This is a genomic window from Microbacterium proteolyticum (assembly GCF_030818075.1).
In the GTDB taxonomy this organism is placed as follows: Bacteria; Actinomycetota; Actinomycetes; order Actinomycetales; family Microbacteriaceae; genus Microbacterium; species Microbacterium proteolyticum_A.
The window spans coordinates 1097623-1112668 of sequence record NZ_JAUSZZ010000001.1; the positions used below are offsets into that span (position 1 = coordinate 1097623).

A 15046-nucleotide genomic window follows, 5' to 3' on the forward strand; every position below is an offset into this window, starting at 1 on the left:
GTCGCGCGGCTCCGGGCACGAACCGGCCCCGGCGAAACGCGCCGCAGAAAGACGACTGCCCCGGCAGGCAGCCGGTGAGGGCGCCCGCCGGGGCAGGGGGAGATGCGGCTTACTCGTCGACGAGCAGCGACTCCGCGACCGCGCGGCGCTCGCGGGGGGCGAGCTCGCGCTGACGCAGGCCCTCCTCCGCGGCGTCGACGTCGCCCAGGGCGCCGACGGCGATGACCGTCACGGGGACGAAACGTGCGTCGACGTCGAAGGCGGCGCGGAGGTCATCGGCGACGAAGCCGCCCATCTGGTGCGTCGCGAGACCACCGGCGTGCGCCTGGACGGTGAAGTGACCGACGGCCTGACCGGTGTCGTACAGCGCCCAGGTGCGAGCCTCGCCGTCGGCGGTCTCGGTCTCGGCCAGCGCGACCACGAGGGCACCGGCGTTGGGGGCCCACGCCTGGTTGAAGCCCATCAGCGCGGAGACGATGCGGCCGAATGCCTCCGATCCCCGGCGGGCGACGATGAAGCGCCACGGCTGGTAGTTCATGCCGGACGGCGCCCAGCGGGCGGCCTCGAGGGCCGAACGCAGCGCTTCCTCGTCGATGGGGGTCTCGGGGTCGAAGACGCGGGTGCTCCAACGCTCGGCGAGCACGTCGAGGATGGGGGCGTCGGTGCGGGCGGTGCGGTCGAGGACGAGGGACATGGGTACTCCTGAGAACGAGAACTGAGCCGGGGCGCCGTTGACCCGAACCACTGAACGCGCATCGTCGGCGGGATGTTCCCGTGTGACCTTATGCGTCGCCGATGACAGGGCCTCCGAAGTGTTGGGCCCGCGGCATCCGCCTCATGCGCTCCAGGACGCCGGCCCGGCACTTCCCGCCGGGTACTCGTCGAGCGGCACCTCGTTCTTGCGCCACGCGTCGATGACCGGCTGCACGATCCGCCAGCACTGCTCGGCGGCATCCCCGCGCACGGCGAGCATGGCGTCGCCGTCCAGGATGCCGGACAGCACTTCGCCGTACGCCTTGAGCGAGCCCTCACCAAGGTCGGCGGCGAGGGTCACGCGTTCGAGTTCGAGGGGGTCGTCGGCGCCGTTGACGTTCAGGCCGAGGCTCATCGTGTCGGGGCCGAGCGAGAACACCAACTCGGTCGGCTCGCTCTCGCCGCTGAAACCACCGGGGAGATGGCGCACCGGCTGGAACGTCACCGTGACCGCGCGGTGGCCGGAGCTCAGCGCCTTGCCGGAACGCAGCGTGATCGGCACACCCTGCCAGCGCGTGTTGCGCACCTCCACCGTCATCTCGGCGAGCGTCTCGGTGCCGCGCGAGGGGTCGACGCCGGGTTCGTCGACGTACGAGGGGAAGTGGCGCTCGCCGACGTCGCCCGCGGTGTAGCGGGCGCGGCGAGAATTGCGCACCGGATCGTCGTCGCGCACGTGCGTGGCGCGCAGCACCGCCGACGTGGCGTCGCGCAGATCGAGCTGGGTGAGGGATGCCGGGGGCTCCATGGTCACGAAGGCCATCACCTGCAGCAAGTGGCTCTGGATCATGTCGACGAGAGCACCGGCGCCGTCGTAATAGCCGGCCCGGCCCTCGAGGCCGAGCGGTTCGGGATAGTCGATCTCGACCGAGGCGATGTCGTCGGCCGACCAGACGCTCTCGAGGAGGCGGTTGGCGAAGCGCGCGCCGAGGAGGTTCAGCACGGTGGAGCGCCCCAGGAAGTGGTCGATCCGGAACACCTGGTCTTCGGGCACGAGCTTCGCCAGCTGCTGGTTGAGGCGGTGGGCGCTGGCCTCGTCGGTGCCGAACGGCTTCTCGAGGGCGAGGACGGTGCCGGCGGGGATGGTGACGTCGCTGAGCGCCAGACAGGACTTCTCGGCGACGGCCGGGGGAACGGCGAAGTACAGCGCCGGCCGCCCCTCGGCGTCGTCGAGGAGCTTCTGCAGGTCGGCCGGCTTCGTGATGTCGGCTTTCGAATAGGTGGTCTCCGACACCGCGGCGAAGGCGGCTTCGGCATCCGTCGTCTGGAACGACTTCTGCACCACCTCGCGCCAGTGCTCGTCGGTCCAGTCCTCCATGCCCGCGCCGTGCAGGCGCACGGTGCGACCGGGCTCACGGGTCAGCAGCTGGCCCAGAGCCGGGAGGAGCAGTCGCGAGGTGAGGTCGCCCGAGGCGCCCAGGATGATGAGGGTCGTGTCCGCGGCCATGCCGACACCGTATCGCCCCCCTCCGACGTCGCCTCACCCTTGCGGATGACCGAAGGATGCCCCTAAGAAACGCGGAGCTTCGATGTCGGTGCCCTCTGCCACAATCCGAGGGTGACGACTCCGATCGCCGACTACGCGCTCCTCAGCAACTGCCGTTCCGCCGCGCTCGTGTCGTCCGCGGGGCGCATCGACTGGCTCTGTCTGCCGCGGTACGACAGCGGGTCGATGTTCGGCGCGCTCCTCGGCGACGAGTCGCACGGGGCATGGTCGCTGCGCCCGGCCGACCCCGAGGCGCGGGCGACCCGCCGCTACGACGGCGACACCTTCGTGCTCGTCACGCGCTGGGAGACCGCCACCGGTATCGCGGAGGTCTATGACGCGATGCCCGTCGACGAGGGCGTCGAGGCGGTCATCCGCCGGGTGGTCGGGGTGTCGGGAGAGGTCGACTTCGTCAGCGAGGTGCTCCTGCGCTTCGATTACGCGCGCGCGGTGCCGTGGGTGCGGCAGGTCGGGCACGACGGAGAACACGTCATCCTCGCCGTCGCCGGTCCCGACGCTGTCACCATCCGAGGCCCCCGGCTGATCGCCGCCGACACCGCCCACCGCGGTCGGTGGACGACGACGGCCGGTTCGAGCGTCGACTCGGTGCTCGCGTGGGGTCCCTCGTGGCGGGACGCACCGCCGGGGTTCGACGTCGAGGCCGCGCTCGAACGCACGCGCGAGTGGTGGTCCGCATGGGCCGACCGCGTGCAGTCCGCCGGGACGCACGCGGCGCTCGTCACGCGCTCGCTCATGGTGCTCCGCGCGCTCACCCACTCCGAGACCGGGGGGATCGTCGCGGCAGCGACCACGTCGCTCCCCGAGTCCTTCGGCGGTTCGCGCAACTGGGACTACCGCTACGTCTGGCTCCGCGACGCCGCGCTCACCCTGAGCGCGTACATCGACCACGGATACCTGGATGCCGCGCAGCACTGGCGCACCTGGCTGCTGCGGGCGATCGCGGGAGACCCGGCCGACGTGCAGATCATGTACGGCGTCGCCGGTGAGCGGGACCTGCCCGAGCGCGAGCTCGCCGGCCTTCCGGGCTACGGGGGAGCGGCGCCGGTGCGCATCGGCAACGGCGCCGTCGACCAGTATCAGGCCGACGTGATCGGCGAGGTGATGGTGGCGCTCGAGGCAGCGCGCGACGCCGGCGTCGACGAGACGACGTTCTCGTGGTCGTTGCAGCGGGCGCTGCTCGACCAGTTGGCGAGGGAGGTCGACAAGCCCGACCTCGGCATCTGGGAGATGCGCGGCGACCCGCACTTCTTCACCCACTCGCGCGCAATGGTGTGGGCGGCGTTCGACCGCGGCATCCGGGCCGTCGAGCGGGACGGGCACGAGGGCGACGTCGACACCTGGCGAGCCCTGCGCGATCACGTGCGCGCCGACATCGACGCGCGCGGTGTGCACGCGGGCGGCTGGTTCACGCAGCACTTCGACACCGACGAGGTCGATGCATCGCTGCTCGTGCTGCCGCAGGTGGGTTTCTGCGCGTACGACGACCCCCGGATGCTGGCCACCGTCGCCCGCATGGAAGAGACGCTCATGCCCGACGGCTGGCTGCTGCGTTACCGCACCACCGGGGTCGACGGACTGACGGGCGACGAGCACCCGTTCCTCGCGTGCTCGTTCTGGCTCGTCGGGCAGTACGCCCGCAGCGGCCGCCGCGACGAGGCGGCGGCTCTGATGAAGAAGCTGACGGCGGTCGCCAACGACCTCGGGCTGCTGTCGGAGGAGTACGACCCGACCACCGGACGTCAGGCGGGCAACACCCCCCAGGCGTTGTCGCACCTCGCTCTGGTGGGCGCCGCCGATGCTCTGGATGCCACGGCCCCCGGGCCCGTCGACGGCTGAGGCGCATTTGGTTGGTGCGCGAGGACGGCACAAAGGCCACCACGCACAACGACGTCTACCGGGCGACAAAGACCGTCCGTGAGCTGGAAACGTGTTCGAACTGCATCCGATGGGACCCGAGCGGGTACAGGGCATGCCGCGGAGCCAGGAGAACCTCGCGCGCAAGGCGGCGCAGCGGTGCGGCGCCGCCGCACAACACAATGTCGCTAGGCCATCAGCCGGTCAAACGCCTCCGACGATGCCAGACGGTTCATCAAGAGCGTTCACGCCGAGTCGTCGCGCTTCTTACGCTTCTTCGAACAGTCCCACTCCCACAGCTGCTCTACGCCGAAGAATCGGCTCGTAGCAAAGACGACCACAGGAAGGAAGAACACGAGCATAACGGCTTTGAACCAAAGGTCGGCCTCGGCGAAGATAACGACAAGAACGCAGGCCAGCGCGACGAGGAAAGCGCTACTCGAGAAAAAGCGGCAGAGCCGGTTTCGTATCAAGCCGAGTCGTCTCTCTTCTTACGCTTCTTCGAATAGTCCCACTCCCACAGCTGTACTGAGCCGTAATACCGCTTATGAGCCACGATGATCACAGGAAAAACGACGACGAGCACGACGACCTTTTGCCAGATTTCGGTTTCGCTGAATACGATTACGAGAAAGCAGGCCAGCGTTGCAAGGCCTATGCTACTCGAAAGGAAGCGGCAGAGTCGAGTTCTCATCAGCGTGCAGGTTTCTGTTTGAATCGCTCGGTCACGTAGCGCGCCGTTTGAGTGAATGCATACGCCGTCGACACAATATGCACGTGTTTCACGAGACCAATCCCTTGACCCCACGTGGCCCGGTGACTGGCTCTGAAGCTTGCCCGCGCGGCCCTTTTCTCAGCTTTCATCTTGCCGGGAAGGTTTTCAAACTTCAGGTCCTCACGTTCTATGGCGTGTGCTCGAGCGATCGTACGCGATACGAGTCGGCCGGCTCCCGCGGCGGCAAGGTCCCGCACTACGAGTACGGCGCCCCCTGCATCGCCGGCCATGGCCTTCTGCAGTGTGCGTACCCCGGTGATAGCGAGACCCGCTCCGCGGAACACCGCGCGAATCGACCATTCCCCAAGACCTCGTACGAACGCTGCGTCGTCCGCCAGCTGCGCGCCGTCGAATTCTCCGTTCTTGTCGCACCATGTCGCGCGTCTGCCGGAGAGGTTGTTCGAGCCCATCGACAGGACGGCACCGCCGAGGGTCGCTGCGCGCCGTCGTCGGATGCCACGGTACCGGCCCCGGCCCCGTCGCGCGGTTCTAGAGTCGTCGCATGGACGACGACGTCGAGCTGCGCCGCCTCCGCGAGCGCGTCTACGGCGTCGCGGGTGCGCGCGCGACGCCCGCCATGATCGTGCGGCTCGCAGAGCTCGAAGACCGCGCCCGGCCCGTAGCCGGGTCCGGTGCCGGCGCCGTTTCCGTCGGGCGGCGGACGCCCGACGGCTCCGCCTCCGGGTGCGCGAGCGCGGAGCAGCCGACGGCGGTGTTCGACATCGTCGACGGCCTCGCCGTCGTGATCGGCGACCCCGACGGTTCCGAGGTCGACGGCATCCCGATCCGCTTGTCCGAGAGCGTCACGGCCTCCGTGGCGCGATGACGAAGGAGAGAACCATGTTCCATGCCGACGGCGCGTACTCGGGTCTGGCGGTCGACGACGTCGACGCCGCCCACCGCTTCTACGCCGACACCCTCGGACTCACGGTCGAGGTTCTCGAGGGCTCGGGCTTCCTCACCCTGCACCTGGGTTCGGGCGGCCGCGTGCTGATCTACGGCAAGCCCCATCACGAGCCCGCCTCGTTCACGGTGCTGAACTTCCCCGTCGCCGACATCGAGGCGGCCGTCGACGACCTGCGCTCCCGGGGTGTCGACACCAAGATCTACGACGACGCGGACTTCCCGACCGACTCGCGGGGCATCATGCGCGAGGGTGGTCCGCTCATCGCCTGGTTCCGCGATCCCGCGGGAAACGTGCTCGCCGTCATCGAGGAGTGACGGGGAGGGGGATGGATGCCGGTGCGCCCGGCATCCATCCCCCTCCGTTCGCGATGCTCAGCCCCGCAGCGCCTCCGCGAGCTTTACCCGAGCGCCCATCCGCAGCAGCGAGTTGCGGTAGATCCGCGCCGCGAGGCCGATCGCGAGCACGCACGCGGCGAGCAGGACCAGCAGCGACAGCACCGGCTCCCACCACCGCGCGTCGCCGATGTACATGCGCAGCGGCATCCCGACCGGGGCCGAGAACGGCACGTACGACATGATCGTCAGCACGACGGGGTTGTCGTTGAAGAAGATCACGAGGAAGTACGGCGCCATGATCAGCATGGTGATCGGCGTGGTCGTCGACCCGATGTCTTCCTGGCGCGACACCATGGCCGCCGCTGCGGCGAAGAGTGCCGCCAGCAGCACGAACCCGAAGAGGAAGAAGATCGCGAACCACGCGATCGGGGCCCCCAGCGCGTCGAGGACGCCCGTCTGATCGGTGACCGCGAGTCCCACCACGGCCACCGCGGCGAGCAGCACGATCTGCGCCATCGCCAGGATCGTGTTGCCGAGCACCTTGCCGGCCAGCAGCACCCGCACGGGGATCGCCGAGATGAGGATCTCGACCACACGCGTCTGCTTCTCCTCCACGACGCTCTGCGCGATCGTTCCACCGAAGGTCGAGGCCGCGATGAGGAACACCAGACCGAAGCCCAGCGCGATGAGGTAGCGCAAGGCGTCGGCCGCACCCGCACCGGGGTCGAGCATCTGCACCGGCGGCGTCTCGCTGAGCATCTGGAGCAGGGTCGACGGCACGTCGTCCTTCACGACGACGGTGTAGTCGAAGGCGGCATCCGATGAGCCCGAGACCAGGGCGGCATCCACCGTCCCGTCCTCGACGAGGGCGCGCGCAGCGTCATCACCGTCGGCGACGGTCACCTCGACGCCGTCGAGGCCCGACACCGCGCTCTGCGTCTGGGAGGTGACCGCGACGGGGATGCCGCTGCCCGAGGCGTTGCTCGCGGTGAAGCCGCCCCAGATCACCGTGGCCAGGGCCGCGATGATGAGGATCGCGGTGGAGATGACGAACGCTTTGCTGCGCAGCTTCGATCCGATCTCGCGCTCGGCGACGAGCCAGATGCTCTGCAGTTCGCCGGGCGCGCGGCGGGGGGCGGGAGTGGCGGTGCTCACTGGATGACCTCCTTGAAGATCTCGGCGAGAGACGGTCTCTGCGGTGCGAAGCTCGCCACGTCGCCGCGGGAGACGGCGCCGCGGAGCACTCGCTGGGCGGTCGTGTCGTCGTCGGCATCGAAGAGGGCGTATCCGCCGTCGAAGTCGAGCACGGTGACGCCGGGCTCATCGCGCAGCCACCCCGCATCGCCACTCGACACCAGCTCGTAGCGGTGCGTCGCGTGTTCGGCGCGGAGCGCGTCCCGGCTGCCCGCGGCCCGGATCGTGCCGCCGGCGATGATCACCAGGTCGTCGCAGAGGCGTTCGACGACGTCGAGCTGGTGCGAGGAGAACAGCACCGCCGCACCCGCCGCCGCCTTCTCCTGCAGCACACCGGCCACGACGTCGACGGCGAGCGGATCGAGTCCGGAGAACGGCTCGTCGAGGATGAGCACGTCGGGTTCGTGCACGAGGGATGCCGCGATCTGGGCCCGCTGCTGATTGCCGAGCGAGAGCGTCTCGACGAGGTCGCCGAGGCGCTCGCCGAGTCCGAGTCGCTCGAGCAGGGCCGTGGCCTTGCGCGTGGCCTCGGCCTTGCCGAAGCCGTGGAGGCGCGCGAGGTAGGCGATGTGCTCGGCGACCTTCATCTTCGGGTACAGCCCGCGCTCCTCCGGCATGTAGCCGAACCGGCGCCGGTCGGCGGTGGTGACGGGGGAGCCGTTGAGCTCGACCGTCCCCGCGTCTTTGCCGAGCACGCCCAGCGCGATGCGCATGGTGGTGGTCTTGCCGGCCCCGTTGCCGCCGACGAAGCCCGTCAGCCGGCCGGGAGCGACGGTGAAGCTCACGTCGTCGAGCACGCGGCGGCCGCCGTAGCTCTTGGTGATGCCCTCCAGATCGAGCACGATGCATCCCTTCTTCTCGTCGGTGTGCTTCCACGCTAGGGATGCGGATGCTGCGACACATCCGCCCCGGGTGGGGTCGTCGTCTCCCCCCGCCGGGGGAGGGGGATGTGCCGAACTCCGGAGATCCGCCGTGATGAGGGTCGCTTCCGACCCGTTCGAGCGATCTCGGCGTCGGTTCTCCGGAGTTCCGCACACGATGGCCGGGTAGGGCCGGCGGGAACCCGGTTCAGGCCAGGCCGTGCCGGTGCGCCAGCACGACGGCCTGAACGCGGTCGCGGGCGCCGAGCTTCTGGAGCACGTTCGACACGTGCGTCTTGACCGTGGCCTCGCCGATGAACAGCCGTGCGGCGATCTCGGCGTTGCTCAGAGCCTCGGCGACGAGGGTGAGCACCTCCGCCTCGCGCTCGGTGAGCGGCTCCGTCACCGGCAGGGGCGGCGGGACGGATGCCACGGGTGCCGGCGCCTCTCCGGTGAAGCGCTCGATGACCCGACGCGTGACCTCCGGGGCCAGCAGCGCGTCGCCGGCACCCACCACGCGCACGGCCGCGACCAGCTCTTCGGGACCGGCGTTCTTGAGGAGGAAGCCGCTGGCTCCGGCGGAGAGAGCGGCGAAGAGGTAGTCGTCGCGGTCGAAGGTGGTGACGATCAGGACCGCGGCGCTCGAGGAGGGGTCCGCCGTGAGTCGGCGGGTGGCTTCGAGGCCGTCCATGTCGGGCATCTGCACGTCCATGCAGATGACATCCGGATGCAGCTGTGCCGCCGCGGCCAGCGCTTCGGCACCCGAAGCCGCCTCGCCCACCACCGTGATGTCGTCTTCGAGCGACAGGATGGTGCGGAATCCGGCGCGCATCATGGCGTGGTCGTCGACCAGCAGCACCCGCAGCTCACGCACGAACGGCCTCCGCACCCACGAGGGGCACCCGCACGCGCACGAGGTATCCGCCGCGCGAGCGGGGCCCCATCTCGATCGATCCGCCGGACACGGCCGCGCGCTCGCGCATGCCCAGCTGACCCAGCCCGGGTGTCACCCGACCCGAGCGGCCGGTGTTCGTGACCTCGAGTTCGACGGCATCCGCGTCGAATCGCAGGCGCACGTCGGCGGTGGCGTGCGGACCGGCGTGACGCCGCGCGTTCGTCAGGGCCTCCTGGGCGATGCGGTAGAGGTTCACCTGCACGAGCGGGGCGGGATCGTGCGCCGGTTCGCCGATGACGGACAGCGTGGTGGGCAGCCCCGCCGCCGTGGCCTCGTCGACGAGCGCGGAGATCGAGGTGAGCCCGTGCGTGGTCGGAGCGGTGTCGGGGTCGGTCTCGCCGCCCGGTGCGCGCAGGGTCTCGAGGAGTTGGCGCAGCTCGTGCAACGACGTGCGGGCGGAGCCCTCGACGCCCGACAGCACCTCTCGTGCCCTGTCGGGTTCGGTCGCGAGGAGGGCGCGGGCGACGCCCGCCTGCACCCCCATGAGCGAGACGTGGTGAGCGACGACATCGTGCAGCTCCCGCGCGATCCGCACCCGGTCGAGCGCCACGGCCTGTGCCGCGGTGACCTCGCGCTCCGCTTCGAGCTCGGCGGTGCGCTCCTCGAGTGCGGCACGCTCGCGCATCTGCTGGTAGGAGCGGTTGCCGAAGTAGTACGCGCCGCCGAAGAACAGCGCGTTCACGCCGATCATGAGCAACTGGTACGCCACGAAAGGCGAGAAGGCGCCCGCACGCGAGAAGGCGCCCTCGACGGCCGGGTCGATCGGCTGCGTGGCGTCTTGGAACATCACCACGAACAGCCACGCGAACATCCCGACGATGATCGCGACCCGCACGATGGTGGCCCGACGCCGGTTCTGTTCCCACGCGCCCACCGTGTACAGCGCGATGAACATCGCGATGTTGCCGACGTAGAGCTCGGGGATGCGGAACGTCACCGCGAGGAAGTACGCCACCGACACGATCACCGCCGTCACCGACGGCCAGCGGCGGCGGAACGCGATGGGGACGGCCAGGACGGCGACGTAGACCAGGGCGACGGCGAGGGAGCCCTGCTCATCGCCGTAGAGGCCCGAGACCGACGACAGCACGGCGCTCAGCATCCCGCCGAGAAGCAGCACGACCGCGAGCACGATGTCGCCGCGCTGCTGGGAGCGGGTGAGGCGTGGCATCCCTCCACGCTAGAGCGGACCACCGACATCAGCATCCCCCGTGGGGTGGAGTCAAGCGGGCGGGGAATACAGGTTCAGCGGCGATGCTTGCAGCTGAATGAACCTGGGCGTTCGCGCCCCGTCATCCCAGAGAGGATCATCGTGACCGACTACACGATCGGCTACATCGTCGGCAGCATCTCCAGCACCTCGATCAACCGTCGCCTCGCGAAGGCGCTCGAGAAGGTCGCCCCCGAGGGTGTCACCCTGAAGGAGATCCCGATCAAGGACCTTCCCTTCTACTCGCCGGACCTCGACGGGAACTTCCCGCAGGTCGCCACCGACTTCAAGAAGGCGATCGAGGATGCCGACGGCGTCTTCATCGTGACCCCCGAGTACAGCCGCTCCATCCCGGGCGTCCTGAAGAACGCGCTCGACTGGTCGGCCCGCCCCTACGGCGAGGCGTCGTTCAATGACAAGCCCACCGCCGTCATCGGCACCTCGCAGGGCGGCATCGCCACCGCCGCCGGACAGCAGCACCTGCGGTCGGTTCTGCTGCACTACAACGCTCTCGTCCTCGGCCAGCCCGAGGGCTACATCCAGTCGACGCCCGGCCTGTTCGAGGAGGACGGCACGGTGACCGATGAGGGCACCGCCGCGTTCCTGCGCTCGATCATCGAGGCGCTCGTGACGCTCATCTCGCGCACCGCGCCGGCCGAGGTCCCCGCGGCCTGACGCCTCCTCGCGGCGGGGCCGGGGTCGGCCCCGGCCCCGCCGTTATTCGCTCAGCAATCCTCCTCGCCCGTCGGCACGTTCTTCGCACGATCGAGCCCGAAGCTGCGAGCATCCGACCTTCCGGTGAGCCCGGACACGCGCTCCGCCCCTCGGCGGAGAGCGCCGCCATGGCATCTGCCGATGATCTCGCCCACGCGCTCTTCGATCGAGCGACGTCACACGGGCAGGCCGCCGCCCGGTGCGATGCCTCGATCGCCGTCGATCAGGTGCGGGCGAAGATCCGTGTTCCGGCATGGGATGCCGCGGTGTCCGTCAGAACGAGCATGATCGACGACGTGCGGGACGTCGCTCGCACTGACGCCTCGTTGTGCTCCGGTGACGCAGCGACGATGCGGACCGAGCTGGCCGCCCCGATGCGGTGGGCGAGGTGGGTTAGAGAGGCAGTGCCTCGTACTTGCGTCGCAGGAGGGCCGCCTCGCGCTCGTTGCGTGTCAGCTCCGCTGCGGCCGACAGCTCCGCGCGCGCCTCGCGCGTCAGGCCCAGCCGCGACAGCAGCTCCCCCCGCACCGAGGGGATGAGATGCGAGCCTCGCAGCGCCCCGGTCGATGCCAGCGCGTCGACGAGAGCGAGCGCTTCGAGGGGACCGGATGCCATCGACACGGCGACCGCGCGATTGAGTTCGACCACGGGGCTGGGGGCGATCCGGCCGAGCGTCTCGTACAGCAGCACGATCCGGTCCCAGTCGGTCGCTTCGACACTCGCGGCCCGTGCGTGACACAGGGCGATGGCCGCCTGCAGCTGGTAGGGCCCGCGCCCCTGGCCGAGGGCGTCGGCGCGGTCGAGCAGCGCCGCGCCGCGGGCGATCGCCGAGCGGTCCCAGCGACGACGGTCCTGGTCGGCGAGGAGCACGGCATCCCCGTGCGCATCCACGCGGGTGGCGAAGCGCGACGCCTGCACTTCCATGAGCGCCGTCAGGCCCAGGGCCTCCGGTTCACGAGGGAGAAGGCGGTTGACGACGCGGCCCAGACGCACCGCCTCGTGCGCGAGCTCGGTGCGCAGCACCGCATCGCCGGCGCTCGCGGCGTACCCCTCCGTGAAGATCAGGTAGATCACGCTGAGCACGGCGCCGAGGCGTGCCGGCCACTCCGCGGGGTCGGGCACGGCGAAGGGCACGTGCGCGGCCGACAGTGCCTTCTTCGCCCGGACGATCCGCTGCTGCATGGTGGGCACCGGCACGAGGAAGAGACGCGCGATGGCATCGGTGTCGAGGCCGCTCACCACCTTCAGCGTCAGGGCCACCTGCGCCTCGCGCGCGAGCACCGGATGGCACGCGGCGAACACCAGACGCAGCACGTCGTCGTCGATCGGTTGCCACTCGGCATCCGAGATCTCCGTCAGATCCGCGCCGATCAGCCGGTACTTCTGACTCAGGTTCTGCTCGCGCCGCCACCCGTCGATCGCCCGCCGCTTCGCGACCGCCGTCAGCCAGGCGCCCGGGTTGTGCGGCACGCCGTCGCGCGGCCACTGCACGAGGGCCTCGGCGACGGCATCCTGGGCCAGGTCCTCGGCGGTGGCGAGGTCGCCGACCACGCGCGCGAGCGTCGCGACGATCCGGGCGCCTTCGATGCGCCAGATCGCCGCGACGCGGCGCGAGATGTCGGTGTCGGTGCTCATCGCCGGGGGTGCGGCGGCTTCATCGCGAGGCCTGCTCCTCGCGCCAGCCCTCCTCCTTCTGGATGTACTCGTTGTCGGCGAAGGCCGCGAAATCGGTCTCGTCGGTCACGCGGCGCACCTCGAGTTTGTTGCCGGCGATGAGCGGCGCGCGCCGGGCCCACTCGACGGCCTCGTCGCGCGAGGAGACCTCGATGATCCAGAAGCCGTTGAACAGCTCGTGCGTCTCACCGTAGGGGCCGTCGGTGACGACGGGCGTCTCGCCGCCGAACTCCACCACGAACGCGGTGCTCAGGTCTTCCGACAGTCCCTCGCCGGCCACCAGCACGCCCGCGGTCATCATCGACTCGTTGTACGCGCCCATGTCGTTGATGATCTGTTTGAAGGGGATCTGCTTGTACGCCGCGTACGCCTCGTCGGTGCCGCGCATGATCAGCATGTACTTCATCGTGAACTCTTCTCGTGAGTGCTCGGTCGAGCGGTCGGAGGGGAGCGAATGCCTCCCCTTACTATCGCGTCGAACGGCGCCGGGCGGAATCGACAGGGTAGGGAGAAAATGTTTCGGGATGCCGCGGGTGGGCGCACATCGGCGTGGGCGGTGACGTTGCGCGTTGCTCGCAGATTCGCGCTCTCCTCGCAGAATCGGCCCGGATTATTGCGAGGAACGGGCGCTGGTGCGAGGAACGGGCGCTGGTGCGAGGAAGGGTGGGCGCGCGGCCCGGAGGACGCGGGCGATCTGACGCGCCACGGGGCCGGCTCCGCGGCACGCTAAGCGCTTCGGCTCCGCGGTGCGTCGGGCGTGCGAGGAGTGGCTCGTGGGTCGTTGCTCGCAGATGCGCGTGCATCTCGCAGAATCGGCCCGGATTGCTGCGAGGAACGGGCGCTGAGGCGAGGAACGGTGGGCGCGCGGGGCGACGGACGCGGGCGATCTGACGCACCACGGGGCCGGGTCCGCGGTACGTCGGGCGCTTCGGCTTCGGATCCGCGGTGCGTCGGGGTGCCTCGGTCCCGGGCCTGCGGTGCGTCGGGGTGCCTCGGTCCCGGGCCTGCGGTGCGTCGGGCGTGCGGGGAGTGGCTCGGTGCTCGCAGATGCGCGTTCATCTCGCAGGATCGGCCCGGATTGCTGCGAGGAACGGGCGCTGGTGCGAGGAAGGGTGGGCGCGCGGGGCGACGGACGCGGGCGATCTGACGCACCACGGGGCCGGCTCCGCGGCGCGCTAAGCGCTTCGGCTCCGCGGTGCGTCGGGCGTGCGAGGAGTGGCTCGTGGGTCGTTGCTCGCAGATGCGCGTTCATCTCGCAGAATCGGCCCGGATTGCTGCGAGGAACGGGCGCTGGTGCGAGGAGCGGCGGGCGCGCGGGGCCGAGACCGCCGGGCTGATACGGACGACTCGGCGCCGCTTTCACTGCCCGGGTCTCGGTCCGCGGCGCACGCGTTCGCCGAAGACCCCACGAGGGGCGGAACGACTCCGGATGCCGTCGGCTCGGCGGTCAGCCGAAGATCATCGGCAGGTCGTCATCGTCGTCGGCGCCCGACAGGTCGAGGTCGGCGACCACGGGGACGTGGTCGCTGGGCACCTCGCCCTTGCGCTCGTTGCGGTGGATCTCGGCGCCGTGCACCGCGTCGGCGAAGGCGCGCGACCCGAGGATGAAGTCGATGCGCAGCCCCTCGTTGCGGGGGAAGCGCAGCTGCTTGTAGTCCCAGTAGGTGTAGCCGGTGGGGATGAGGGGGCGCACCACGTCGGTGAGCCCGGCCGTCTCGAACGCCGCGAAGGCCGCACGTTCGGGCGGGGAGACGTGGGTGGTCGCGCCCTCGACGACCGTGGGGTCGCCGTTGTCGTCGTCGGTCGGGGCGATGTTGAAGTCACCCGTGAGGGCCAACGGGAGGTCGGGGTTCTTCGCGAGGGTGTCGGCGGTGTACTGGCGGAGCTTGTCGAGCCAGTCGAGCTTGTACACGTAGTGCGGGTCGTCGAGTCCGCGCCCGTTCGGGACGTAGAGGCTCCACACCTTCACCCCGCCGATGGTCGCGCCGATTGCGCGGGCCTCCTTCGGCAGGTCGGGTCCCTCCTTGCCCTTCTCGAAGCCGGGCATGCCGGGGAAGCCGATCTCGACGTCTTCGATGGGCTCACGGCTGGCGATCGCGACGCCGTTCCACTGGTTCAGGCCGTGCGCGGCGACGTGATACCCGGCCTCTTCGAACGCGGCGTACGGGAACTGCTCCGTCTTGCATTTGATCTCCTGCATCGCCAGCACGTCGATGTGCTCGCGCACGCAGAACTCGACGGTGCGGGTGACGCGGGCACGGATGGAGTTGACGTTCCAGGTGGCCAGGCGCATGGCATCCAGCCTACTTTC

14 protein-coding genes are annotated in these 15046 nt (G+C 69.9%); 4 read left to right on the top strand and 10 right to left on the bottom strand.

Translation table 11 applies throughout. The features are described 5' to 3' along the window. Positions 1-109: 109 nt before the first annotated feature. Positions 110-694 (bottom strand): nitroreductase family protein, encoded by a 585-nt coding sequence (locus QE392_RS05020; protein WP_307448836.1) that lies wholly within the window; start codon positions 692-694, stop codon positions 110-112. Between the two features lie 141 nt (positions 695-835). Then, complete coding sequence (locus QE392_RS05025; RefSeq protein ID WP_307448839.1) at positions 836-2197, bottom strand: glucose-6-phosphate dehydrogenase; 1362 nt, start codon at positions 2195-2197, stop codon at positions 836-838. 111 nt (positions 2198-2308) lie between these two features. On the opposite strand from QE392_RS05025, the gene QE392_RS05030 reads away from it, so the two are divergent. Further along, positions 2309-4093 (top strand): glycoside hydrolase family 15 protein, encoded by a 1785-nt coding sequence (locus tag QE392_RS05030; protein WP_307448842.1) that lies wholly within the window; start codon positions 2309-2311, stop codon positions 4091-4093. 711 nt (positions 4094-4804) lie between these two features. On the opposite strand, the gene QE392_RS05035 is transcribed toward QE392_RS05030, so the two are convergent. Further along, positions 4805-5296 carry a hypothetical protein gene (locus QE392_RS05035; protein WP_307448845.1) on the bottom strand — a complete coding sequence of 164 codons (492 nt, stop codon included), beginning with the start codon at positions 5294-5296 and terminating at the stop codon, positions 4805-4807. Positions 5297-5388: 92 nt separating this feature from the next. Here QE392_RS05035 and QE392_RS05040 point away from each other — a divergent pair, with 92 nt between their 5' ends. After that, positions 5389-5712, top strand: coding sequence for a hypothetical protein (locus QE392_RS05040; RefSeq protein WP_307448848.1), 324 nt, complete (start codon positions 5389-5391; stop codon positions 5710-5712). Between the two features lie 14 nt (positions 5713-5726). Then, positions 5727-6107, top strand: a complete 381-nt coding sequence (locus QE392_RS05045) for a VOC family protein (RefSeq protein ID WP_307448851.1) — start codon at positions 5727-5729, stop codon at positions 6105-6107. Positions 6108-6164: 57 nt separating this feature from the next. On the opposite strand, the gene QE392_RS05050 is transcribed toward QE392_RS05045, so the two are convergent. From QE392_RS05050 to QE392_RS05065, 4 genes are all read right to left on the bottom strand, one after another. Beyond that, positions 6165-7283 (bottom strand): ABC transporter permease, encoded by a 1119-nt coding sequence (locus tag QE392_RS05050; protein ID WP_307448855.1) that lies wholly within the window; start codon positions 7281-7283, stop codon positions 6165-6167. Then, positions 7280-8164 carry an ABC transporter ATP-binding protein gene (locus QE392_RS05055; protein WP_307448859.1) on the bottom strand — a complete coding sequence of 295 codons (885 nt, stop codon included), beginning with the start codon at positions 8162-8164 and terminating at the stop codon, positions 7280-7282. Before QE392_RS05055 ends, QE392_RS05050 begins: the two co-directional genes overlap by 4 nt. A gap of 226 nt (positions 8165-8390) precedes the next feature. Further along, on the bottom strand, positions 8391-9056 hold the full coding sequence (locus tag QE392_RS05060) for a response regulator (protein ID WP_307448864.1): 666 nt from the start codon (positions 9054-9056) through the stop codon (positions 8391-8393). Then, complete coding sequence (locus QE392_RS05065; protein WP_307448867.1) at positions 9049-10308, bottom strand: sensor histidine kinase; 1260 nt, start codon at positions 10306-10308, stop codon at positions 9049-9051. Before QE392_RS05065 ends, QE392_RS05060 begins: the two co-directional genes overlap by 8 nt. A gap of 141 nt (positions 10309-10449) precedes the next feature. On the opposite strand from QE392_RS05065, the gene QE392_RS05070 reads away from it, so the two are divergent. Continuing rightward, complete coding sequence (locus QE392_RS05070) at positions 10450-11022, top strand: NADPH-dependent FMN reductase (RefSeq protein ID WP_307448871.1); 573 nt, start codon at positions 10450-10452, stop codon at positions 11020-11022. A gap of 432 nt (positions 11023-11454) precedes the next feature. Here the strand turns inward: QE392_RS05070 and QE392_RS05075 are convergent, their stop codons facing one another. The 3 genes from QE392_RS05075 to QE392_RS05085 all read right to left on the bottom strand — a co-directional run bounded on the left by QE392_RS05075 (position 11455) and on the right by QE392_RS05085 (position 15028). Beyond that, positions 11455-12696 (bottom strand): RNA polymerase sigma factor, encoded by a 1242-nt coding sequence (locus QE392_RS05075; protein WP_307448874.1) that lies wholly within the window; start codon positions 12694-12696, stop codon positions 11455-11457. Between the two features lie 19 nt (positions 12697-12715). Then, complete coding sequence (locus QE392_RS05080) at positions 12716-13141, bottom strand: YciI family protein (RefSeq protein ID WP_307448877.1); 426 nt, start codon at positions 13139-13141, stop codon at positions 12716-12718. 1041 nt (positions 13142-14182) lie between these two features. Then, the gene (locus QE392_RS05085) at positions 14183-15028 is read right to left on the bottom strand and encodes an exodeoxyribonuclease III (protein ID WP_307448880.1); all 846 of its coding nucleotides are present in this window, start codon (positions 15026-15028) and stop codon (positions 14183-14185) included. Between the last annotated feature and the right edge of the window lie 18 nt (positions 15029-15046).